The organism is Polaribacter sp. BM10 (assembly GCF_002005425.1).
Lineage (GTDB): Bacteria > Bacteroidota > Bacteroidia > Flavobacteriales > Flavobacteriaceae > Polaribacter > Polaribacter marinaquae.
Genome location: NZ_CP019704.1, coordinates 1,936,588 through 1,959,907, shown reverse-complemented (window position 1 = coordinate 1,959,907; position 23,320 = coordinate 1,936,588). Strand labels below are relative to the sequence as shown.

The 23,320-nt window shown below is 31.0% G+C and carries 16 protein-coding genes and 1 tRNA gene; 10 read left to right on the top strand and 7 right to left on the bottom strand.

From position 1 onward, the window contains the following. Window position 1 precedes the first annotated feature (1 nt). The gene (polA, locus tag BXQ17_RS08770) at window positions 2–2,848 is read right to left on the bottom strand and encodes a DNA polymerase I (protein ID WP_077810282.1); all 2,847 of its coding nucleotides are present in this window, start codon (window positions 2,846–2,848) and stop codon (window positions 2–4) included. A gap of 154 nt (window positions 2,849–3,002) precedes the next feature. Between polA and BXQ17_RS08765 the strand changes: the two genes are divergently transcribed. Continuing rightward, window positions 3,003–4,223 carry a metallophosphoesterase gene (locus BXQ17_RS08765; RefSeq protein WP_077810281.1) on the top strand — a complete coding sequence of 407 codons (1,221 nt, stop codon included), beginning with the start codon at window positions 3,003–3,005 and terminating at the stop codon, window positions 4,221–4,223. Window positions 4,224–4,310: 87 nt separating this feature from the next. Continuing rightward, window positions 4,311–4,604 carry a co-chaperone YbbN gene (locus BXQ17_RS08760; protein ID WP_077810280.1) on the top strand — a complete coding sequence of 98 codons (294 nt, stop codon included), beginning with the start codon at window positions 4,311–4,313 and terminating at the stop codon, window positions 4,602–4,604. A 108-nt stretch (window positions 4,605–4,712) separates the two neighbouring features. Here the strand turns inward: BXQ17_RS08760 and BXQ17_RS08755 are convergent, their stop codons facing one another. Further along, the gene (locus BXQ17_RS08755) at window positions 4,713–5,357 is read right to left on the bottom strand and encodes a polysaccharide deacetylase family protein (RefSeq protein ID WP_254712354.1); all 645 of its coding nucleotides are present in this window, start codon (window positions 5,355–5,357) and stop codon (window positions 4,713–4,715) included. A 7-nt stretch (window positions 5,358–5,364) separates the two neighbouring features. Next, window positions 5,365–8,472 carry a DUF2723 domain-containing protein gene (locus BXQ17_RS08750; RefSeq protein WP_077810279.1) on the bottom strand — a complete coding sequence of 1,036 codons (3,108 nt, stop codon included), beginning with the start codon at window positions 8,470–8,472 and terminating at the stop codon, window positions 5,365–5,367. 172 nt (window positions 8,473–8,644) lie between these two features. Between BXQ17_RS08750 and BXQ17_RS08745 the strand changes: the two genes are divergently transcribed. The 3 genes from BXQ17_RS08745 (at window position 8,645) to BXQ17_RS08735 (ending at window position 9,821) form a co-directional block, all read left to right on the top strand. Continuing rightward, a tRNA-Gln gene (locus tag BXQ17_RS08745) sits at window positions 8,645–8,716 on the top strand. Between the two features lie 74 nt (window positions 8,717–8,790). Then, window positions 8,791–9,312, top strand: coding sequence for a DUF421 domain-containing protein (locus BXQ17_RS08740; RefSeq protein ID WP_077810278.1), 522 nt, complete (start codon window positions 8,791–8,793; stop codon window positions 9,310–9,312). Window positions 9,313–9,422: 110 nt separating this feature from the next. Beyond that, complete coding sequence (locus tag BXQ17_RS08735; RefSeq protein WP_077810277.1) at window positions 9,423–9,821, top strand: VOC family protein; 399 nt, start codon at window positions 9,423–9,425, stop codon at window positions 9,819–9,821. 71 nt (window positions 9,822–9,892) lie between these two features. Here BXQ17_RS08735 and thrC read toward each other — a convergent pair whose 3' ends face one another. The 4 genes from thrC to BXQ17_RS08715 all read right to left on the bottom strand — a co-directional run bounded on the left by thrC (window position 9,893) and on the right by BXQ17_RS08715 (window position 16,520). Beyond that, window positions 9,893–11,176 (bottom strand): threonine synthase, encoded by a 1,284-nt coding sequence (gene thrC / locus BXQ17_RS08730; protein ID WP_077811387.1) that lies wholly within the window; start codon window positions 11,174–11,176, stop codon window positions 9,893–9,895. 93 nt (window positions 11,177–11,269) lie between these two features. Then, window positions 11,270–12,199, bottom strand: a complete 930-nt coding sequence (locus tag BXQ17_RS08725) for a homoserine kinase (protein ID WP_077811386.1) — start codon at window positions 12,197–12,199, stop codon at window positions 11,270–11,272. A gap of 4 nt (window positions 12,200–12,203) precedes the next feature. Further along, window positions 12,204–14,642: a bifunctional aspartate kinase/homoserine dehydrogenase I gene (gene thrA / locus BXQ17_RS08720; protein ID WP_077810276.1), complete on the bottom strand. Its 2,439-nt coding sequence runs from the start codon at window positions 14,640–14,642 to the stop codon at window positions 12,204–12,206. Between the two features lie 318 nt (window positions 14,643–14,960). Next, a complete protein-coding gene (locus tag BXQ17_RS08715; RefSeq protein WP_077810275.1) occupies window positions 14,961–16,520 on the bottom strand; it encodes a hypothetical protein in 1,560 nt (519 codons plus the stop codon). 132 nt (window positions 16,521–16,652) lie between these two features. Here BXQ17_RS08715 and BXQ17_RS08710 point away from each other — a divergent pair, with 132 nt between their 5' ends. The 5 genes from BXQ17_RS08710 (at window position 16,653) to ilvN (ending at window position 23,311) form a co-directional block, all read left to right on the top strand. Beyond that, window positions 16,653–17,828, top strand: a complete 1,176-nt coding sequence (locus BXQ17_RS08710; protein WP_077810274.1) for a 2-isopropylmalate synthase — start codon at window positions 16,653–16,655, stop codon at window positions 17,826–17,828. A gap of 18 nt (window positions 17,829–17,846) precedes the next feature. After that, the gene (gene leuB, locus BXQ17_RS08705; RefSeq protein WP_077810273.1) at window positions 17,847–18,968 is read left to right on the top strand and encodes a 3-isopropylmalate dehydrogenase; all 1,122 of its coding nucleotides are present in this window, start codon (window positions 17,847–17,849) and stop codon (window positions 18,966–18,968) included. A 316-nt stretch (window positions 18,969–19,284) separates the two neighbouring features. Further along, window positions 19,285–20,961 (top strand): dihydroxy-acid dehydratase, encoded by a 1,677-nt coding sequence (gene ilvD, locus BXQ17_RS08700; RefSeq protein WP_077810272.1) that lies wholly within the window; start codon window positions 19,285–19,287, stop codon window positions 20,959–20,961. Window positions 20,962–21,045: 84 nt separating this feature from the next. Then, a complete protein-coding gene (ilvB, locus tag BXQ17_RS08695; protein WP_077810271.1) occupies window positions 21,046–22,779 on the top strand; it encodes a biosynthetic-type acetolactate synthase large subunit in 1,734 nt (577 codons plus the stop codon). A 1-nt stretch (window position 22,780) separates the two neighbouring features. Beyond that, window positions 22,781–23,311 carry an acetolactate synthase small subunit gene (gene ilvN, locus BXQ17_RS08690; RefSeq protein WP_077810270.1) on the top strand — a complete coding sequence of 177 codons (531 nt, stop codon included), beginning with the start codon at window positions 22,781–22,783 and terminating at the stop codon, window positions 23,309–23,311. The last annotated feature ends 9 nt before the right edge of the window (window positions 23,312–23,320 follow it).

Genomic DNA, 23,320 nt, shown 5'->3' with positions numbered 1-23,320 from the left:
TTTAATGTGCTTCTAACCAATTTTCACCTAAATCTATTTCTACATCTAACGGTACACTCATTTTAAATGCGTTTTCCATTTCATGCTTAATAATTGGTCTAATAATTTCTAGCTCTTCTTTGTGTGCATCAAAAACCAATTCATCATGTACTTGTAAAAGCATTTTAGATTTAAAGTTTTCTTTCTCAAAACGATTGTGAATATTTATCATTGCAAGTTTAATAATGTCGGCTGCAGAACCTTGTATTGGTGCATTTACTGCGTTTCTTTCTGCGCCGCTTCTTACCATTGCATTTCTAGAATTGATGTCTTTTAAATATCTACGTCTATTTAAAACGGTTTCTACATATCCTTTTTCTCTTGCAAATTCTACTTGAGAAGTCATGTAAGCTTTTAATTTAGGATACGTTTCGTAATACGTATCTATTAATTCTTTGGCTTCACTTCTAGATAAATTAGTTTGGTTGCTTAAACCAAAAGCAGAAACACCGTAAACAATACCAAAGTTTACGGTTTTAGCATTACTACGTTGCTCTCTTGTAACATCTTCTAAAGCAACATTAAAAACCTTTGCAGCAGTAGAAGCATGAATATCTTCGCCGTTTTTAAAAGCATTTATCATGTTTTCTTCTTCACTTAAAGCAGCAATAATTCTTAGTTCTATTTGCGAATAATCTGCCGCAAGTAAAACATAATTGTCATTTTTAGGAACAAAAGCTTTTCTAACTTCTCTACCACGTTCTGTTCTAATTGGTATGTTTTGTAAATTAGGATTGTTAGAACTTAAACGACCTGTTGCGGCAACCGCTTGCATATATTCTGTATGAATCCTACCAGTTTTTGCATTAATTTCGTTTGGTAATGCATCTACATATGTACTTTGTAGTTTTTTGTATTGTCTATATTCTTGAATGTCTCTAATTATTTTATGGTCTTTAGCTAAAAAGGATAAAATATCTTCGCCGGTTTTATATTGACCCGTTTTGGTCTTTTTAGGTTTTTTAACCAACTCCATTTTCTCGAAAAGCACAATTCCTAATTGTTTAGGTGATGCAATATTAAACTCTTCGCCAGCTTGTTCGTAAATTTCTTTTTCTAAACGATTAATATCATTAGACAAAGCAATCGATAGATCTTTTAGAAAATCTGTATTTACATTAATACCTTCAATTTCCATTGCCGTTAAAACAGATACCAATGGTAATTCTATATCATTAAAAAGCCTAGTAACATTACCACTTTCTAATTCTGATGTAAATAATTGCTTTAATTGAAAAGTAATATCTGCATCTTCTACGGCATATTCTGTTTGGTCTTTAATCGGTACAACGCGCATAGAAAGTTGGTTTTTACCTTTTTTACCAATTAATTCTGTAATAGATACGGGTTGGTAATTTAAATAGGTTTCTGCCAACATATCCATATTATGACGCATATCTGGATTAATTAAATAATGCGCAATCATAGTATCAAACAATTTACCTTTTACAGGCATGTTGTAATTTGATAAAACTTTAATGTCGTATTTTAAGTTATGACCAATTTTTTCAATTTCTGATTCAAAAAATGGTCTAAATTCTTCTAATATTAATCTTGTTTCCTCTTGATCTTCCGGAAAAGAAACATAATAACCTTTTCCTTTTTCAAAAGAAAATGCAATTCCTATCAACTCTACTTCTAAAGCTTTTAAACCAGTTGTTTCTGTATCGAAACAAACAGATTTTTGAGCCATTAATTTTCGAAGTAATAGTTTTCTAGATAAAACAGAATCTATATGCTGATAAAAATGATCGGTGTTATTAATTGTTTTAAATCCAGATGCAATGTCGGCATCAGAAACACTACCAGAACCTGGTGCAGCAAATAAATCAAATTGACCTTCTGGTGCAGTAACGGCTTTTTTTGCTGTAGTATTTACTTTTTCTTCGGATGAGTTTTCTGCAGAATTAACCTTTTCTGCATTTTCAGTGGCAAAGGTTCTTGTAAAGTTTACTAATAAATTTCTAAATTCTAGTTCGTTAAAAAGTTCAGTTACTTTTTCTATATCTGGTTGGTCTAATTCAAAATCTTTTGCATGAAAGGTAACAGGAACATCTAGCATAATTGTGGCTAGTTTTTTAGAAAGTAAGCCTAATTCTCCGTTGGCTTCTAGTTTCTCTTTCATTTTTCCTTTTAACTCGTGTGTATTTGCTAAAAGGTTTTCCATAGAACCATAAGCAGCTAAAAACTTTTTGGCAGTTTTTTCTCCGACACCTGGTAATCCCGGAATGTTATCTGCAGAATCTCCCATCATCCCTAAGAAATCAATTACTTGCTCTGGTGTTTCTACGCCAAATTTTTCTTGTACTTCTGGTATTCCCCAAATATCATAACCACCACCAAAACGAGGTTTGTACATAAAAATGTTTTCAGAAACCAATTGTGCAAAATCTTTGTCTGGTGTTACCATAAAAGTTTTATAACCTTCTTTTTCTGCTTGTTTAGAGAGTGTACCAATTACATCATCTGCCTCAAAACCTTCTTTTACCATAATAGGTATGTGCATGGCTTTTAAGATCTCTTGAATATAAGGTACAGCAATTTTAATGGCTTCTGGTGTTTCGTCTCTATTGGCTTTGTAAGCTTCAAACATTTCTACTCTGTCTACACTACCTCCTTTATCAAAACAAACCGCTAAATGGTCTGGTCTTTCTCTTTTAATTACGTCTAAAAGAGAGTTCATAAAACCCATTATTGCAGAGGTGTCTAAACCTTTAGAATTTATTCTCGGATTTTTAATAAAAGCATAATATCCTCTAAAAATCAATGCAAAGGCATCTACTAAAAAAACTCTTTTTTGATCTGACATATCTAAAATTTAATGGTAATTTTTTCTAAAATAGTTGTGGTTTTTTATTGCCACAGATGTTGCAGTAAAGCTACAAAACTTTAACATGCTATTAAAATTCAAACGAAATTATAACGCTTATCTTTACCGAATATTTTTTAAATAAAGATTCTTTATGAAAATGATAATTAGACTTGTTATTTTATTTGCCGTTATTATATTATTAGAGTTTTATGATTTTCAGGCAATTAAAACAATTTCTAAAAATAAAATTATTCGTTTTGCATGGTTGTTTATAAGTGTAGCTGTATATGCAAACTTTTTATATGTTGCATTAACTTATGATAGAGGTCAAGGGCAAACACCACAATTTCAAATGGCAATGGGTTTATTGCTTACTGTTTTAATTCCTAAAATAATTGTGTTACTGTTTATGTTTGGCGAAGACATTTATAGGTGGTTTTTAAAGTTAATTTCTGCTATTTCATCAGAAAACACAAAGCCTTTAGCTAGTAGAAGAAAATTTATATCGCAAATAGCTTTAGGTTTAGCGGCAATACCTTTTGCATCTTTTATTTATGGTATTATACAAGGTAAATACAATTATAAAGTTTTAAAGTATCAATTATCTTTTAAAGATTTACCAGATGCTTTTGATGGTTTTACAATTACGCAAATTTCAGATATTCATTCAGGTAGTTTTACAAATAAAGAAAAAATTAAATACGGCGTAGATTTAATCAATCAGCAAAAATCTGATATTATGTTGTTTACAGGAGATATTGTAAATAACAAAGCAGATGAAATGGATGATTGGATTGATGTTTTTGATAAACTAGAAGCCAAAGAAGGTAAATATTCTATTTTAGGAAATCATGATTATGGCGATTATATGGATTGGAAGAATCCGCAAGACAAAATAGATAACTTTCAAAAAGTAAAAGATATTCATAAAAAGATAGGTTTCGATTTGTTGTTAGACGAACATCGATATCTAGAAAAAGACGGACAGAAAATTGCGCTTTTAGGTGTAGAAAATTGGGGAAAAGGTTTCAACCAAGCCGGAGATTTAAAAAAGGCTTCTAAAAATATCAAAAAAGAAGATTTTAAAATTTTAATGTCTCACGATCCTAGTCATTGGGAAGAAATCGTTAAAAAAGACAACCTTAATTATCATTTAACATTAAGCGGTCATACACATGGTTTGCAAATGGGAATCGAAATACCTGGTTGGTTAAAATGGAGTCCTTCTCAATTTGTATACAAACAATGGGCCGGTTTGTATGAAGAAGCAGGTAGATTTATAAATGTAAACAGAGGTTTTGGTTATCATGCTTTTCCCGGGCGTGTTGGTATTTGGCCAGAAATTACGGTGATCGAGCTTAAAAAAGCTTGATAATCAGCTTATTCAAATAGATTTCTTATATTTGTGAATTAACAATTGACTAATTTATACGTTTTTACATCTTAAAAAACTTATATCATGACAAAATTTGGAGAATTAATCAGTGTTCATAAACCAGTTCTTATAGATTTCTATGCAGAACTTTCGGATGCAGAAACTACCGTAGAAACCCTAAGAAGTGTAGCAGCAGCGTTAGGTGATAGAGCAAAAGTTATTAAAATAGACATTAATAAAAACGAAGTTCTTGCAGATGCTTTGCGTGTAAAAGGAAACCCAACGTTTATGATCTATAAAAATGGCGAAATGAAATGGCGTCAAACAGGTTATCAAGACGCAAACACATTAATTGGCTTGGTACAGCAGTATTTTTAGAAGCTATTTCCTGCTTTCGCTACTCGCTTTTTCTTCGTTCCTAGAAAAGAGCTCAAACAAACCGCTCAATCAGGGCTAAACTTATTTGCTAACTTTTTCTTTTAGCTGTTATTTTATTGCTTTAAAAACAAAACCTTGCTTAGATAGTTTTTCTAAAACCTTTGGTAGCACATAAGTAACTTTTTCGGCAGCTTTTACACTATCGTGAAAAACAATAATACTACCGTTGTTTACGTTTTTTAAAACATTTTGTAGGCAATTCTCTTTAGATAATTTATTGTCAAAATCACCAGACAAAACCGTCCACATAATTATTTTAAAGCCTTTTTCTATTAAAATTCTAGCTTGCGATTTTTTAATTTTTCCGTAAGGCGGTCTAAATAATTTAGAATTAGAATTTTGGTTAGAGTGTTTTAGGATGCTTTTTTCACAAGTCAAAACGTTATCAATATATACAGATGTATCGTTTTTCCAGCCATTAAAATGATTTTGAGTGTGATTACCTATAGTATGTCCATCAGAAATTATAGCATTAAAAATTTCAGGTTCATGCTCAATGTTTTTTCCAATGCAAAAAAAAGTAGCTTTTGCATCGTATTTTTTCAATTCATTTAGAACAAATCGTGTAATTTCTGGTGTTGGGCCATCATCAAAAGTTAAAAAAACTTCTTTTTTTTCTAAAGAAAAACGCCAGATGTATTTAGAGAATAATCTCATTATAAAATCTGGCGTTCCGGGGAAATATGCTTTCATTTTTGTATTACTCTTCGTCTGGCATTAAATGCCCAAAAAGTTTTACAGTGTCCATAAAATCTGTTTGAATTTTAGAAACGTAATCTTTATCATTGCTACCTCTTTCTACTTGATCTATTAGGTTTTTAAACATGTATAAAGACTGGTCTATTTCATCAAAAATTAAATCACTATCATTTTTGTCAAACGTACTTAACCAAGTCAGTTTTTCGATAATTAACCTACTTAGTGTTTCTGCTGTTGCTTTAGCTTTATTGTTTTCGCCTAAATTATAATACATTTCTGGATACCCCAAAGATAAACTGTAGTGATCAAAATCTTCAATAGGCATTTTGCTTAAAGATAAGTCTAATACTTCTACTGCTTTAATTGTATCACCTTGTTTTGCAAAAGCATCAGATAAGCGCATTAGGCTGTTTCTAAGTGAAATTGCATTTCTTTTTGTTTGTTCGTCTAAATAGATTTCGCCACTATTTATATTTTTCCAATCTAGTTTATTAATGTTGGCGTACATTTTATCAGCATCTATTCTACCAATATCAAACAAACTTACTTCTCTTGGTCTGCCAGATTCGTCTATATATTTTGCTGGCGTTTTAATTGGTACTAATTTAAAAGCCAAACCATCTAACTGTAAATAGTCTTTTAACCAAATATATTCTTCATCGGCATTTGCCCCACCAGTAAAGTAAATTGGGCGTTTCCAGTCGTTATTTGCTAAGATATCTAACATTAAAAGGCGGTTTTTTGTAATGCCTCTATCATCAATAGTAATATCTATAAAGTCTACAATTTTGTCTGCATCTTTTTGTGCAACAATTCCGCTTTTTAAAACGTTTTCTTTGTTTACAGGAATTCTAATTCTGTTTGTAGGATAATATTTTTCTTTGATATTTTCTTCTTCAACAATATAATAAGTTGCATCACTATCAGAAGAAATCCAACGCATAAAATCTTTAATTTCTATAATAGAGTCTTTAAATCTTGGGTGTTCTATATGATATGCAATATCTAAACTTCCGTATTTATATTGGTCATGTTTTAATTGAGAAGGAATCGGAGGAGCATCATAAGTTGCTCTTTTCATTTGGTCGATATACCAATCTGTAGCAAATAAACTTGTGTTTACTAGCTTTAAATCTGTTCTAATACCTTCTACTTCTTGCATGTACCAAAGCGGGAAAGTATCATTATCTCCAATGGTAAACATAATTGCGTTTTCATCGCAACTTTCTAAATAAGCTTGTGCATTTAAACGTGTTGTATATCTGTTAGATCTATCGTGGTCATCCCAATTTTCTGATGCCATTAATGTTGGTACTGCCAAAAGTGTTATTACAGAAACTGCAATTGCAATCGTTTTTTTATTGGCAACATTCTTTAAGTATTCATAAAGTGCTAGAACTCCAAAGCCAATCCATATTGCAAAAATGTAAAAACTACCTACAACCGCATAATCTCTTTCTCTAGGTTCAAAAGGTTTTGGGTTTGTGTAAAATATAATTGCAAAACCAGTAAAAGCGAAAAATAAGAAAAGTGTAAAGAAGTTTTCTTTATCCCATTTTACTTGAAAAAATAAACCAATTAATCCTAAAATTAATGGTAAAAAATAATATTTATTTCTTCCTTTGTTTTCTAAAACTTGAGACGGTAATTGTTGTTGAGAGCCTAATCGAACTTCGTCGATAGCATCGATACCGCTAATCCAGTTTCCGTTAAATAAATCTAATCGACCTTGAATATCGTTTTGTCTTCCAACAAAATTCCACATAAAATAACGACCATACATATAGCCAAATTGATAGCTAAACATAAACTTTAGGTTCTCGCCAAAAGTGGGTCTTCTTTTACTGTTTAAAGGAATACCGGCAATTTTTTTATACATTTCTTCGGATGCAGGATCTACCATTCTTGGAATAAAACCTTTATGCTTATCAGAATAATTTGGTACAACATTCTTGTATTTGTTTACAATAACATATTTGCCATTTTTCTTTTCGTATTTAGGCTTGTCATCCTTTAAAGGATTGTTTGCATCTTGTTCTCTGCTGTATTTATTAGAGTAATAAGTGTCGTAAAACACATTTGCGTCACCATATTGCTCACGTTCGTAATAGGCTAATAATTCTCTAGCACTAGAAGGGTTGTTTTCGTTAATTGTAGTGTTTGCGTTTGCTCTAATTGGTAACATCATCCAAGACGAGAAACCAATCATAATAAATAAAACAGCAAGTATTAGCGTATTTATGTGTACTTTTTTCTTTTTTCGAGTGTATTTTAATCCGAAGAAGAAAAGGGCCATTAGAATAATTGCAGCAATAATACTACCAGAATTGTATGGTAAGCCAATTGTATTGATAAAAAATAATTCTGAAGCACTAAAAAACTTAAGTGTAAAAGGAAATAAAAACTTAAAAACAAAAGCTAAAACAAAAACAGATAAAACTGTTGCAATAGCTGTAGATTTTAGATTGATGTTTTTATAAGTCTTAAAGAAATATAACATTACAATTGCAGGAATTACAAGTAATGATAAAATATGTACACCAAAAGACAAACCAACAACAAAACTTATTAGAATTAGCCATTTGTTACCACGTGCAGTGTGTAGTTCACTTTCCCATTTTAAGCCTAACCAAAATAGTATTGCCATTAAAAAAGAAGACATCGCATACACTTCTCCTTCTACGGCACTAAACCAAAAACTATCAGAAAATGTATAGGCCAAAGAACCTACAATACTACTTCCTAAAATTGCTATATAGCTACCTTCTGTTAATTTTCCTGATTTTAAAGCTAATTTTTCACCTAAATTGGTAATTGTCCAAAACATAAACAAAATAGTAAATGCACTAGCTAAAGCAGACATAAAGTTTACCATTTTGGCAATTTCAGAACTTTCTGATGTAAACATTGCAAAAAATGCGCCTAACATTTGAAATAAAGGTGCACCTGGCGGATGCCCAACTTCTAGTTTTACAGAAGTTGCAATATATTCTCCAACATCCCAAGCACTAACTGTTGGTTCTATTGTTAAAGAGTAGGTTATTAGCGCAATTATAAATGTGAACCATCCTAAAATGATATTCCATTTTTTAAAGTTTGCTGATGTCATAAGAAATGCTTAATTATGTGTGGGCGAATTTAACAATAAATAAATATATAAACATTTAAAAGTGGGTTTTTAGACTTAAAAAACCTCATAAATCTTTGTTAAAGAAAAAAAATATTTAAAAATGTTTGTGAGTTTAAAAGAAAGTTTTAAATTTGCACCCGCATTAAAGCATTGGCCTATGGTGTAATTGGCAACACTCCGGTTTTTGGTACCGTCATTCAAGGTTCGAGTCCTTGTAGGCCAACAAAAAAGTCCTAACAAATTTAATTTGTTAGGACTTTTTATTTGTTTCTTATATTTTTACACAAAAATAAGAACATGAAAGAATGGATTTTTACCAACTATAATACACTGCAATTTATATTTGTATCTTGTTTGGGTATTTATATTATCATTATACTACTCACTAAAATTTTTGGTAAACGTAGCTTTTCTAAAATGTCTAGTTTCGATTTTGCTTGCACAATTGCAATTGGTTCTATTATTGCATCAACATTACTTTCTAAGTCCGTTTCTTTATTTGAAGGTGTATTTGGTTTGACAACAATTTATGTATTACAAGGCATAACTGCATATTTAAGAAGGTTTCAGTTTTTTAGAAATATTGTAGATAATGAGCCTTTGTTTTTAATGAAGAATGATCAAATTTTGTGGGAAAACCTTAAAAAGGCACAGGTTACCGAAGGAGATTTAAGAGCGAAGTTAAGAGAAGCAAATGTTTTAAAATTATCTGAAGTAAAAGCTGTAATTTTTGAGACTACAGGTGATATTTCTGTTTTACATTCATCAGAAGAATTATCTTTAGATGATTGGTTGATTAAAGATGTCTTAGATCGCTAATTTATCTTAAAATAGAGATAGCGTTAATATAAAAATCATTTAAGCTAATGCGAAAAGTAGTAGTATTCTATTTTTGAATCATAGAATATTAATCTTTAAAATTTAGAAAAATGAAAGTACAATCTTATTTAGCGTTCGATGGAAATTGTCAAGAGGCATTAAATTTTTATGGAGAATTATTTGATGCAAAAGTAGAGAATAGAATAACATACGAAGACAAAAAAATTGATGTGCCATCATCATATAGAAAAAAATTACAACACGCAGAATTAAAAGGTAAAGGTGTGAATTTTATGGCTTATGATGCTGCGCCAGATACTCCAATAAATTCTGGAAATCAAGTGCATATGAGTGTAGATTTTAATCAAAAAGAAGAAGCAGAATCTGTTTTTGAAAATTTATCTAAAAACGGAGTTGTGCATCACGAGTTTAGAGAAAGAGAATGGGGTTTTTTTGGTAGATGTACAGATGAGTTTGGTGTAAATTGGATGGTGAATGCTAAAAACTAAATTTCTATTATAACATAAAAAAAAGGATTACAGCTCTGTTGTAATCCTTTTTTTTATGCTTTAAAAAGTTATTATTTTAAAAGAAAATCTTTTAAGTCTTGATAATTAGAGACTTTTAAAGAAACTTTTTTATTATTAATTACCTTTTTTATTTGCGTAGGAATTTCAACCTTAACGGGCAATGTTTCTTCTACAATATCTAAAAACTTAACAGGATGCGCAGTTTCTAAAAAAATACCAAAATCACTATCTTTTAATTTATATTCTTGTAAACCTAGATAACCAACAGCGCCATGAGGATCTGCGACATAACCAGAGTTTTTATAAATTTCTTTCATTGTTGCTTTTGTTTCATCATCAGAAAAACTGTAAGAAGAAAATGCATTTTTTAAAGCTTCTAAATCATTATTAAATAATTCTTGAATTCTTATAAAGTTACTTGGGTTTCCAACATCCATCGCATTAGAAATAGTTGCTTTTGATGGTTTTGGCTTGTAAATACCTTCTTTTAAATAATTTGGTACTGTATCATTAACGTTTGTTGATGCAACAAAATGCTTTACAGGTAAGCCGATTTTCTGAGCCATAATTCCGGCACAAATATTACCAAAGTTTCCGCTAGGAACAGAAAAAATAATATCTTTATGTTGCTTATGTAGTTCTTTATAAGCAAAGAAAAAATAAAACATTTGTGGTAACCATCTTGCTACGTTAATAGAATTTGCAGAGGTTAAAGTTTTGGTTATTTCTTTATCTAAAAAAGCAGTTTTTACCATTTCTTGGCAATCGTCAAAAACACCATCTACTTCTAAAGCTGTTATATTTTGTCCTAAAGTTGTTAATTGTTTTTCTTGAATGTCGCTTACTTTGCCTGAAGGGTATAAAATAACAACATTTACACCTTTTGCACCTAAAAATCCATTAGCTACCGCGCCACCTGTGTCTCCAGAAGTTGCAACTAAAACAGTTACTTCTTCTGAATTGTCTTTATTAAAATACTCTAGGCATTGTGCCATAAATTTTGCACCAACATCTTTAAAAGCCATTGTTGGTCCGTGAAAAAGTTCTAAAGACGCAACATTTTTATCAACCTTCACCAATGGAAAATCAAACGAAACTGTATTTGAAATAATTTCTTTTAATTTTTCTGTCGGAATTTCATCACCTACAAATTGTTTAATTACTTCATAAGCAATTTCATGATTAGAGTAATCTGAAATATTTTCGATGAAATCGCTAGAAAGTGGCGTGATGTTATCTGGGAAATAAATTCCTCTATCTTTTGCTAAACCTTGTACAACGGCGTTTTTAAATGTTGATTTTGGTGATTTATGATGTAAACTGTAATAGTTCATTTTTTTTTGATTATTAGTCATTGCGAGAGAAACGAAGCAACCTATTTTTTAGAAAGAGATTACTTCAGTCATTTTCTTGCTTCGTCATGACGATTAATTACTATTTAATATTTTCATACCTCCAGGATTTACTTTCGAAATGTAGATTTCAAAATCGATACCTGTTTCTTTGTAAGTTTCTTTGATGCTTTGATGTACTTTATTGGCAATTTCGTCACCTTTACAAAGTGCAAAAATTGTTGGACCAGAACCACTAATTCCAGCTCCTAAAGCACCTGCTTTTAAAGCGCTATTTTTTACATTGTCAAAAAACGGAATTAATTTTTTTCGATGCGGTTCTATTATAATATCAACCAAAGAATTACTAATTAATTGATAATTGTTTGTGTACAAACCGCTAATTAACCCACCAACATTTGCCCATTGTGTAACTGCATCGTTTAAGGCTATTTTAGAAGGTAAAACTTCTCTAGCATCTTTTGTTTTTACTTCTATCTGCGGATGAATAGCAACAGCTCTTAACTCATTTGGTACAGGTAACTTTATGATTTCTAAAGGCTCGTAGCTTCTAACCAATACAAAACCACCATAAATTGCAGCTGCAACATTATCTGCAATTGCAGAACCGCAAGCAACTTTTTCGCCAAACATAGCAAATTTTGTAAGTTCTAAATTAGAAAACACGTTGTTGAGTAATTTATTTGCACCAAAAGCAGCGCCCGCAGCACTTGCAGCAGAACTACCTAAGCCACTACCCGGAGAAAAACCTTTGTGAATTGTTAATGCTACACCAAAACCTGCATTAGCATCTTCTAACATTTTTTTTACAACTGCACTTGCTGCGTTTTTATCAATATCATACGTTAAATTTGCGCCTGTAATATTTGTTATTTTAACTCCTTTTTCTTGCGTTTTAGTAAAAGTCATTTCATCGCCAATAGTATCAACAGCAAAGCCAAGAGAATCGAATCCGCAAGAAACATTGGCAACTGTTGCCGGAGAAAATATTTTTAGATAATTCATTATTTTATTGATTTGCAATTCTAATAACATCAGCAAAAATACCAGAAGCAGTAACATCTGCACCTGCACCAGCACCTTTTATAATTAACGGATTTTCTGGATATCTTTCTGTAAAGAAAAGTACAATATTATCGCTACCTTCTAAATTATAAAAAGGATGATCTGCAGAAATATGTTGTAAACCAACATTTGCTTTACCGTTTTCGAATTCGGCAACATACTTTAATCTACACTCTTTATCGTTTGCTTCTTGAAAAATATGCTGAAAATGTGTTTCATTTTTAATTAACGAATCATAAAAATCTTTGTTATTTGAAGTTGCAAGACTTTCTTCTAGCAAAAAAGAGTTGTTTTTAATGTCTTCTAATTCTAAATTATAGCCGCTTTCTCTAGCTAAGATTAAAATTTTTCTAGCAACATCTACACCGCTTAAATCTATTTTTGGGTCTGGTTCTGTATAACCTTCTTTTTGAGCTTCTGCAACAACATCATGAAAAGTAGCGTCTTCATCAAAATTATTAAAAACAAAGTTTAAACTACCAGATAAAACTGCTTGAATTTTATGAATTCTATCGCCAGAATTTATCAAGTTTTTTAGTGTGTCTATAATTGGTAAACCGGCACCAACATTTGTTTCGAATAAAAATGAAGCATTATATTTTCTAGAAACTTCTTTTAAGGTTTTGTAATTACTAAAGCTAGATGCGCAAGCAATTTTATTACAAGTAACTACAGAAATACTTTCACGTAAATATTTTTCGTAAATTTCTGATACTTCTTTATTTGCTGTATTATCTACAAATACGCTGTTTACTAGGTTGCATGCCTTAACTTTATTATAAAAACTATCAAGACTAGTTGGTTCGCCGTTATTTAAAGCCTCTTTCCAGTTTTTTAAATTGATACCACTTTCATCAAAAAACATTTTTTTAGAATTTGCAATACCAATCACTTTAATTTTTAATTTTAAGTTTTCTTTTAGAAACTTTTTTTGCTGATTAATTTGAGCTAAAAATCGTTCGCCAACATTACCAACACCTGTTACAAAAAGGTTTAATTGTTTTATTTTTTCTTCAAAAAACTGCTCGTGTAAAGTTGTAAGAGCCTTTTTAGCATCATATTTATTAATTACTGCAGAAATGTTTTTTTCTGATGATCCTTGGGCAATTGCTCTAACATTTACGTTGTTTCTACCCAATGCGCTAAACATTTGACCGCTTAAACCTTGATGATTTTTCATGCTTTCACCAACAACAGCAATAATTGCCAAATTACTTTCTACAATAATTGGTTTTATTTTTTTTCTAGCAATTTCTATGCTAAAAGTTTCTTCTAATAATTCTTTAGATTTTAAAGCATCATTTTCATAAACACCAACACAGATTGAGTGTTCTGAAGAAGCCTGAGTTATAAAAACTACATTTATTTTTTCTTGAGAAAGTGTTTCAAATAAGCGTTTTGAAAAACCTGGAATTCCAATCATTCCGCCACCTTCTAGAGTAATTAAGCTGATGTCTTCAATATGAGAAATTCCTTTTACTCCGTTATTGTTTTTTGGATTTTTAGAAATTAGAGTTCCGCTATTTTCTGGGTCGAAAGTATTTTTAATTCTAATAGGAATTTCTTTTCTTAAAGATGGCTGAATTGTTGGTGGATACAATACTTTTGCTCCGAAATGAGACAATTCCATTGCTTCTTCATAAGAAATTTCTGAAATTGGAAAAGCTTGTTTTACAATTCTAGGATTTGCTGTGTACATTCCGCTAACATCTGTCCAGATTTGAAGCTCATTGGCATCTAATGCAGCTGCATAAATAGAAGCTGTAAAATCTGAACCACCTCTACCTAAAGTGGTAGTTTCTTTAGCAGAATTAGATGCAATAAATCCGCCTAAAATAACCACTTGATTATTATTGTTGTTAAAGTAAGTGGTAATGTTTTCGTTAGAAATTTTAAAATTAACCTGTGCGTTTAGGTGATTGTTGTTTGTAATTATTAAATCTCTACTTTCTTTATGGCTAGCATTTAAAGTTTCTTTAGCAGCATTGGCAATAATAAAAGAAGATAATCTTTCGCCAAAACTAGCAACTTTTGCTAATGTTTTATCAGATAATTCTTGTAGTAAAAAGATACCTTCGTAAATAGAATTTAATCTTTTAAATAAGTCAAAAACTTCTTTTGAAACTACATCAATATCTTTAGTGATAAGGTTTTCTATAATTTCAAAATGTAAATTTTTTATAGTTTCTAAAGTGTTTTTAGCAATATTGATATCAACAATAGCCTCGTTTGCTGCGGCTAAAAGTTTGTCTGTGGTTTTACCAAAAGCAGAAACAACAATTACTGCTTTTTCGTTTTTAGATTCTTTAGCAACTATGGCTAAAACTTTTTCTATGTTTTCTGAGCTTGCGACAGATGATCCGCCAAATTTTAATACTTTCATTGGTAATGAATAGTTTGTGTAATTTATTTTTTATTGATGTAACTTCGAGAAATCGAAATTATGTATAACCTAAGGTGATATGAATATATAAAAACCCCTAAAGGGTAATTGTTGTAGAAGATGTGCGTGTAATAGTAGCCATAGAAATACCAACTATAGAAATAGTTTTTAAAGCTTTTGTATTTAAATTAGAATTACTCACGCAACAAATGTATTATTTATATTTAATAGCGGCTTAAATAATGAGAATTATTTTAACTTTTAGGTTGATTTATGTGTAATCTGTAAAATTTGAGTGTTAAAAATATAAATATGAAATTATTTTGAAATCAATTTTGATTTTTCTTTAATTATTGTAGCTATAGTTTTGTTTTCGATCTTACTTTCTAACCAAGATAAAATATCTAAGTATAAGAAAGCTCTTTTTTCATACGGATGATTTTCGAAGACTTTAAGTTTTGCATGAATTTTTTTGAATTCGTTTTTAATTTCATGCGGAAAAACATCGCTTAAATCTCTAATAGAAGTTAAAAACACTTTTTGTACTTCTTGCAAGTTTTCCATTTTTAATAGAAACTTATAAGTGTCTACAAATTGTCTTTCTAAATCATAATCTAAACCACATTCGTAATGTGCTATTAGGTTTAATATACGAGCAAAACATTGTAAATCTTCTGCAGAACTTAAATTTTTAGACTTAATAATCTTTTGTAAATAAGCAATACATAACCTGTTTTCTCCCATTCCGAAGTACAGACATGCAATTTTATAATAAAGCAGTACTACATAATGGTTGTCTAATCTATTTTTATACTTTTCTATTTTATCATTTATAATTTCTACTAAATATTCACCTTGCTCGAAAGTTCCTTCTAAAAAGTGAAGGTGTAGTTTATTAGAGTAGAAATACAAAAATATTAGTAGTTCTGTATTTGTGTTTAACGGAATTTCTTTATTATCTATTTCAGTTTCAAATGCAGCTAATTCTTCTTTAAATGTTGATGTTTTTTTCACTAAAAAAGAAGCTTCTAAAAGGTAGTTTTTAGATTTTAAATAAAAAACGGGATGTAAGTTGATCAATTTAGAATTGTCAAATAAATCGACACATTTTTTAGCGTATTTGTAACTAAGTAAAAAATCTTGAATCAAAAAACTATGCCACAAATGGGCTTTATATAACCAAAGCTTTTCTCTAAAACCTAAGTTTTGATATTTGTATTTAGGCATTTTGCTGTTAAAATACTTCTCTACAAACAATAATTCTTCTTCATTTTTTACATAACCATTTTGTAATAAGTGACTATATAACTGTAACGATAAGTTAGAGAGTTTACTTGCGATAACATTCTGCTGACTTAGCTCTTTTGCTTGCACAGATAATTGATCTGCTCTTGTGCTAATACTTCTTGTTATATATTGTGTTTCTATTACCTTTTCTAATTCTACTATTTCGTAAGCAATATTTTTCTCTTCATTATCTAAAGCCATGTTTTTGGCTTTTTCTAGTAGTTTTAAACTTTGTTTGTATAATCCTTTCTGATAAAGTACTGTTGCAAAATCTAATTGTTCTCTTATTTGGATCCTTACATTTTTATGAGCAGGGTTTAAACGTAGACTAATTAATATTTGTTTATATAAATGCGCTTTTAAATTAGAAAGTTGTTGTTTAGATACAATTCCGCTTCCAATAATTACTTTTTCATCATAGACTTTTAGCTTTTCTAAAAACTTAAATAAAGAAAAAAACTTTGCATCAATATTACCACCCAATCGACCTACATATAGGTTAAATTGTCTCTTTTCAGACTTTGTTAAAGACTTAATAAGAACAAATAAAGCATCATTTTGTTGATTGACGGATGTAATGATTTTACTCATAATATATTGATAATCAGTTTTTTAAATATTTTTGATTTGTTTTAGAAATCGTGTATTGCCTAAAGTTAATAAATAGATTGGAAAGGCAAGATATATATTTGATTTATAATAAGGACAATCTTTATACAAATTATGCAAGACAATCAAGTACAAATTTTCGATACAACCCTTAGAGATGGAGAGCAGGTTCCTGGGTGTAAATTAGACACTAATCAAAAACTAGTAATTGCAGAGAGATTAGATTTATTGGGCGTAAATGTAATAGAAGCTGGTTTTCCTGTTTCTAGTCCTGGAGATTTTAATTCGGTTTCTGAAATTGCAAAAATTGTAAAAAATGCAACAGTTTGCGGTTTAACAAGAGCTGTAGAAAATGATATTAAAGTTGCAGCAGAGGCGTTAAAAAATGCAAAATTTCCAAGAATTCATACAGGTATTGGTACAAGTGATTCTCATATAAAATTTAAGTTTAATTCTACAAGAGAACAAGTTATAGAAAGAGCTGTAAAAGCCGTTTCTTATTCTAAGTCTTTTGTAAATGATGTAGAGTTTTACGCAGAAGATGCAGGTAGAACAGATAATGAGTATTTGGCAAGGGTTTGCGAAGCGGTAATTAAAGCAGGTGCAACAGTGTTAAATATTCCAGATACTACAGGGTATTGTTTACCAGAAGAATATGGTGCAAAAATTAAGTATTTAAGAGAAAATGTAAAAGGTATAGAAAATGTAATTTTATCTTGTCATTGTCATAACGATTTAGGTATGGCTACTGCAAACTCTATTGCTGGTGTTATAAACGGAGCAAGACAAATAGAATGTACAATTAATGGTATTGGAGAAAGAGCAGGAAATACAGCTTTAGAAGAAGTTGTTATGGTTTTAAAACAACATCCTTACCTAAATTTAGAAACAACTGTTAACTCTAAATTATTATACGATACATCTATAATGGTAAGAGAAAGTATGGGTATGCCTGTACAACCAAACAAAGCAATAGTGGGTGCAAATGCATTTGCACATAGTTCTGGGATACATCAAGATGGTGTAATTAAAAACAGAGAGACCTATGAAATTATGGATCCTGAAGATGTAGGTGTAACAGAAAGTGCAATTGTTTTAACAGCAAGAAGCGGTAGAGCAGCATTGGCTTATAGAGCAAAAAAGATTGGTTACGAATTAACGAAAGTTCAACTAGATCAAGCGTATAGCTCTTTTCTTGAAACAGCAGACAAGCAAAAAGAAGTAAAAGATCAAGACATTCATAATATAATGAAAGAAGTAAATAAGACTTCTAAAATAGCAATGGCATAACAATTTAATAATAAAGGTATGAAATATACAATAGCAGTAATTCCGGGAGATGGTATTGGTCCAGAGGTTACCAATCAAGCAAAAAAAGCATTAGATGCTATTGCAGAAGTGTATGATCATATATTTTTGTACGAAGAAGCGCAAATGGGCGCATGTGCTATTGATGCAACAGGTAATCCTTTGCCAGATGAAACTATAAAAACATGTAAAAACGCAGATGCAATTTTGTTTGGCGCTATTGGCGATCCAAAGTATGATAACGATCCATCTGCAAAAGTAAGACCAGAACAAGGTTTATTAAAGTTAAGACAAACATTAGGTTTGTTTTGTAATGTTAGACCTGTAAAGGCTTATGATAGTTTAATTAAAAACTCTCCTTTAAAAAGAGAAATTATAAAAGGTACAGATATTGCAATTTTTAGAGAATTAACGGGCGGAATTTACTTCGGAAAAAAAGAAGTAAGCGAAGATGGTAAATCTGCTTTCGATGGTTGTTCTTATGATGTTGAAGAAATTTCTAGAATTTCTCATTTAGCTTTTAAAGCTGCGCAAACTAGAAGAAAAAAAGTGACTTTGGTAGATAAAGCAAACGTTTTAGAAACTTCTCGTTTATGGAGAAAAACAGTTACCGAAATTGCAAAACAATATAAAGACGTTAAGTTAGAGTTTTTGTTTGTAGACAATGCTGCAATGCAGTTAATTTTAAACCCTAAACAATTTGATGTAATTCTTACAGAAAATTTATTTGGCGATATTATTTCTGATGAAGCAAGTGTAATTGGTGGTTCTATCGGCTTATTAGCGTCATCATCCTTAGGAAAAAGAAACGCTTTATTCGAGCCAATTCACGGATCTTTTCCACAAGCAAAAGGAAAAGATATAGCAAACCCCTTAGCGTCAATTTTATCTGCAGCTATGATGTTAGAGCATTTAGGTTTGCATGAAGAAGCAGATGCAATCGAAAGAGCTGTAGAAAAATCGTTATTATTAGGTATTACTACAGAGGATATTAAAGGTAAAAATAAATATCCAGCATCAACATCTAAAGTAGGAGATTTTATAGCAGATTACATTTCTAATCAAGAAGATAGTAACCTTAATTTTAAGAATATTCACATGGGGCAAAGTACTATTATTTAATCCCTAGAATTCTGATAAAAAAATATATGATGAAATCATTTTTAAATATTATTTCAATTACAAGCGTCATCGTAATTATTACGGTTTGATGAGGAAGTTGTATTTATATTTTTATAAAAAACCTTCCACTTTAAATGGAAGGTTTTTTTATGATTTTTTCAAAAGTTGAATGTCATAATAATAAACAGTTAAAATACTTGTTTTCAGTATTTTAAATATTAATTATAATCCCTGAATGTAAACGGTATCATTGCATTTTATGTAATGTAAATAGAGAAACATAGTAATTTAGTCAATAAATTGAACAAAACAATAAATGGAATTAAATAAACATAGCAAAAGGTTAACGCAAGACGAATCTCAACCAGCATCTCAAGCAATGTTATATGCAGTAGGCTTAACAGATGAAGATATGAGCAAAGCCCAAGTAGGTATTGCAAGTACTGGTTATGATGGTAATCCTTGTAATATGCATTTAAATCGTTTAAAAGACGAAGTTAAAGTTGAATGTAATATTGCAGATATGGTAGGGTTAGGTTTTAATACCATTGGTGTTTCTGATGGTATTTCTATGGGAACTTCTGGTATGAACTATTCTTTAGTGTCTAGAGATATTATTGCAGATTCTATAGAGACTGTAATGAATGCTCAAAGTTACGATGCTGTTGTTGCAATTGTTGGTTGCGATAAAAATATGCCAGGTTCTATAATTGCTATGTTGCGTTTAAATAGACCAGCAATAATGATGTATGGTGGTTCTATTGCATCAGGAAATTATAAAGGAAGAAAATTAAATATTGTTTCTGCATTTGAGGCTTTAGGGCAAAAAGTAGCTGGAGAAATAGAGGAAGAGGAATATAAAGAAATTATAAAAAGAGCAATTCCTGGAGCTGGTGCTTGTGGCGGAATGTATACGGCCAATACAATGGCGTCTGCTATAGAGTGTATGGGTTTTGCTTTGCCTTATAATTCTTCAATTCCTGCAGAAAATCCAAATAAATTATCAGAAGCAGAAAGAACAGCAAGAGCAATTAAAAACCTCTTAGAGTTAGATTTAAAACCTCTAGATATTATAACTAAAAAGTCATTAGAAAACGCAGTGGCTTTAGTAAATGCTTTAGGTGGTTCTACAAATGCAGTATTGCACTTTTTAGCTATTGCGCATGCCGCAGAAATAGATTTTACTTTAGAAGATTTTCAAAGAGTTAGTGATAGAACTCCGTTAATTGCAGATTTAAAACCATCTGGTAAGTACTTAATGGAAGATGTTCATGGGGTTGGAGGTACGCCTGCAATTATGAAATATTTATTGCAAGAAGGTTTTTTACATGGAGATTGTTTAACAGTAACTGGTAAAACTTTGGCTGAAAATTTAGCAGATGTAGAGGCAATGGAATTTGAAGATCAAGATGTAATTTTTCCGAGAGACAAGGCTTTAAAGTCTTCTGGAAATATTCAAATTATATACGGAAACTTAGCAACAGAAGGTGCTGTAGCAAAAATTTCTGGTAACGAAGGTTTGCTGTTTGAAGGAAAAGCAGTGGTTTATGATGGTGAACAGGCAGCAAATGCAGGAATTTCTAACGGAGAAGTTGAAAAAGGAGATGTAGTCGTCATTAGGTATGTTGGACCTAAAGGAGGACCAGGAATGCCAGAAATGTTAAAGCCAACTTCTTTAATTATGGGTGCTGGTCTTGGTAAATCTGTAGCTTTAATTACAGATGGACGTTTTTCTGGAGGAACTCATGGTTTTGTGGTCGGACATATTACACCAGAAGCTCAATCTGGGGGAGCAATCGGACTCCTGAAAACAGGCGATAAAATTAGAATTAGTGCAGAAGACAATTCGATAAATGTTTTAATTTCTGATGAAGAATTAGCAGCTAGAAAATCAAATTGGGTTGCGCCAGCATTAAAACACAAAAAAGGAATTTTATATAAATATGCAAAAACGGTGGCATCTGCTTCTAAAGGATGTGTTACTGATTTGTAGATTTTAAAAGACATAAAGAATAAGAGGTGAGAACAAGAGTGAAGGTATCTTTAATCTATTTTCTCTAATCTAAAAATAAAAAATATGGAAACAAAAACCATAAAAAATAAAAATAATACGGCTAAAGCTACAGAAAGAATTTCTGGTAGCGAGGCAATTGTTAGATCTCTAATAGAGGAAGGGGTAGACATTATTTATGGATATCCTGGTGGTGCAATAATGCCGGTTTATGATGAGTTGTATAAATATCAAGATAAAATTCATCATGTATTAACTCGTCACGAACAAGGTGCAACGCATTCGGCGCAAGGATATGCTAGAATTTCAGGAAAAGTTGGTGTCGCAATAGCTACTTCTGGGCCAGGAGCAACAAATTTAATTACTGGTATTGCAGATGCGCAAATAGATTCTACACCAATGGTGTGTATAACTGGGCAAGTTTTTTCTCATTTATTAGGTTCAGACGCTTTTCAAGAAACAGATATTGTCGGTATTTCCACTCCGGTAACAAAATGGAATTGTCAAGTAACAAAAGCTTCAGATATTCCTGCGGCAATTGCAAAAGCTTTTTATATAGCAAAAAGCGGAAGACCAGGGCCTGTTTTAATTGACATTACTAAGGATGCTCAAATGGATGAACTTGATTTTTTCTATGAGAAATGTACGAAAGTAAGAAGTTATAATCCAATTCCTAAAACAGATGCGTCTTCTTTAAAAGCTGCAGCAGAAATTATTAATAATGCCAAAAAACCATTAATTGTTTGGGGGCAAGGTGTTGTTTTAAGTGAAGCTGAATCGCAACTAAAGGCAGTTATAGAAAAAGCAGATATACCTGCTGCTTGGACAATTTTAGGGGCTTCTGCAATTCCAACCTCACATCCATTAAATGTAGGTATGGTTGGTATGCATGGTAATTATGCGCCAAATAAATTAACTAACGAATGCGATGTGTTAATAGCTATAGGTATGCGTTTTGATGATCGTGTTACTGGTAGCTTGTCTACATACGCCAAACAAGCCAAAGTTATTCATTTTGAAATTGATCCTGCCGAGGTAGATAAAAATGTTAAAACAGATGTTGCAGTTTTAGGTGATGCAAAGGCTAGTTTAGACTTGTTATTGCCATTGTTAAATGAAGCAAAACATACAGATTGGCTTCAAGAGTTTAAAGATTTGTACGAAGTTGAGTATGAAAAAGTAATAAAAAATGACCTATATCCTACGAAAGAAGGTATTACAATGGGCGAGGTTTTAAAAGAAATCAATATTCAGAGTAAAGGTGAAGCAGCTATAGTTTCTGATGTTGGACAACATCAAATGATTGCTTGTAGATATGCAGATTTTAATGTTACCAAAAGTAATATTACTTCTGGCGGATTAGGAACGATGGGTTTTGGTTTGCCAGCAGCAATAGGTGCAAAAATGGCTGCTCCAGAGAGAGAGGTTGTTTCTATTTCTGGTGATGGTGGTTACCAAATGACAATTCAAGAATTAGGTACAATTTTTCAGCAAAAAGCAGCAGTAAAAGTAGTTGTTCTAAACAACGATTTTTTAGGAATGGTTCGTCAATGGCAACAGCTTTTTTTTGATAAACGTTATGCTTCTACAGAAATGGTGAATCCAAATTTTGTAGCGATTGCAGAAGGGTACTACATTAAAGCTAAAAAAGTAACAAAAAGAGAAGAATTAGCAGATGCAGTTGCAGAAATGATGGCGAGTAAAGAAGCTTATTTTTTAGAGGTATGTGTAGAGAAAGAAGATAATGTGTTTCCAATGATACCAACAGGAGCTAGTGTTTCGGATATAAGATTAGAATAAGATGAGTACAGAAAAACAATTATATACAGTATCTATTTACACCGAAAACAATATTGGTTTGTTAAATAGGATATCAGCAATTTTTCAAAGAAGACATATTAATATAGAGAGTTTAAATACTTCTCCATCAGAAATAGAAGGTGTATCTAAATTTACAATCGTTGTAAATATGGATGAAATTAATATTAAGAAAATACTAGGTCAAATAGAAAAACAAGTAGAAGTAATTAAGGCATACTATCACAGCTTAGACGATATTATTTATCAAATATCTGGGTTGTTTAAGATTAAGTCTGAGCTTCTTTTTGAAGAGCGTCAAATTCAGAATATTATAAAAGAAAGTAATGCAAGAATTGTAACGGTAAACAAAGATTTTTTTATTCTAGAAAAATCAGGTAAAAAAGAAGAAATAGTAGCATTATACAATCAGTTAAGTGAATTTGGTATTATGCAATACACTAGATCTGGCTTAATTGCGGTAACCAAAGAAGAAATGAAAATTTCTGAACTATTAGAAACATACAACAACTAAATAAATAAA

What these genes read in the sequence shown, in the direction of transcription:
- polA (WP_077810282.1), bottom strand. Translation starts at nt 2,848, where the DNA reads ATGTCAGATCAAAAAAGAGTTTTTTTAGTAGATGCCTTTGCATTGATT.
- BXQ17_RS08765 (WP_077810281.1), top strand. Translation starts at nt 3,003, where the DNA reads ATGAAAATGATAATTAGACTTGTTATTTTATTTGCCGTTATTATATTA.
- BXQ17_RS08760 (WP_077810280.1), top strand. Translation starts at nt 4,311, where the DNA reads ATGACAAAATTTGGAGAATTAATCAGTGTTCATAAACCAGTTCTTATA.
- BXQ17_RS08755 (WP_254712354.1), bottom strand. Translation starts at nt 5,357, where the DNA reads ATGAAAGCATATTTCCCCGGAACGCCAGATTTTATAATGAGATTATTC.
- BXQ17_RS08750 (WP_077810279.1), bottom strand. Translation starts at nt 8,472, where the DNA reads ATGACATCAGCAAACTTTAAAAAATGGAATATCATTTTAGGATGGTTC.
- BXQ17_RS08740 (WP_077810278.1), top strand. Translation starts at nt 8,791, where the DNA reads ATGAAAGAATGGATTTTTACCAACTATAATACACTGCAATTTATATTT.
- BXQ17_RS08735 (WP_077810277.1), top strand. Translation starts at nt 9,423, where the DNA reads ATGAAAGTACAATCTTATTTAGCGTTCGATGGAAATTGTCAAGAGGCA.
- thrC (WP_077811387.1), bottom strand. Translation starts at nt 11,176, where the DNA reads ATGAACTATTACAGTTTACATCATAAATCACCAAAATCAACATTTAAA.
- BXQ17_RS08725 (WP_077811386.1), bottom strand. Translation starts at nt 12,199, where the DNA reads ATGAATTATCTAAAAATATTTTCTCCGGCAACAGTTGCCAATGTTTCT.
- thrA (WP_077810276.1), bottom strand. Translation starts at nt 14,642, where the DNA reads ATGAAAGTATTAAAATTTGGCGGATCATCTGTCGCAAGCTCAGAAAAC.
- BXQ17_RS08715 (WP_077810275.1), bottom strand. Translation starts at nt 16,520, where the DNA reads ATGAGTAAAATCATTACATCCGTCAATCAACAAAATGATGCTTTATTT.
- BXQ17_RS08710 (WP_077810274.1), top strand. Translation starts at nt 16,653, where the DNA reads ATGCAAGACAATCAAGTACAAATTTTCGATACAACCCTTAGAGATGGA.
- leuB (WP_077810273.1), top strand. Translation starts at nt 17,847, where the DNA reads ATGAAATATACAATAGCAGTAATTCCGGGAGATGGTATTGGTCCAGAG.
- ilvD (WP_077810272.1), top strand. Translation starts at nt 19,285, where the DNA reads ATGGAATTAAATAAACATAGCAAAAGGTTAACGCAAGACGAATCTCAA.
- ilvB (WP_077810271.1), top strand. Translation starts at nt 21,046, where the DNA reads ATGGAAACAAAAACCATAAAAAATAAAAATAATACGGCTAAAGCTACA.
- ilvN (WP_077810270.1), top strand. Translation starts at nt 22,781, where the DNA reads ATGAGTACAGAAAAACAATTATATACAGTATCTATTTACACCGAAAAC.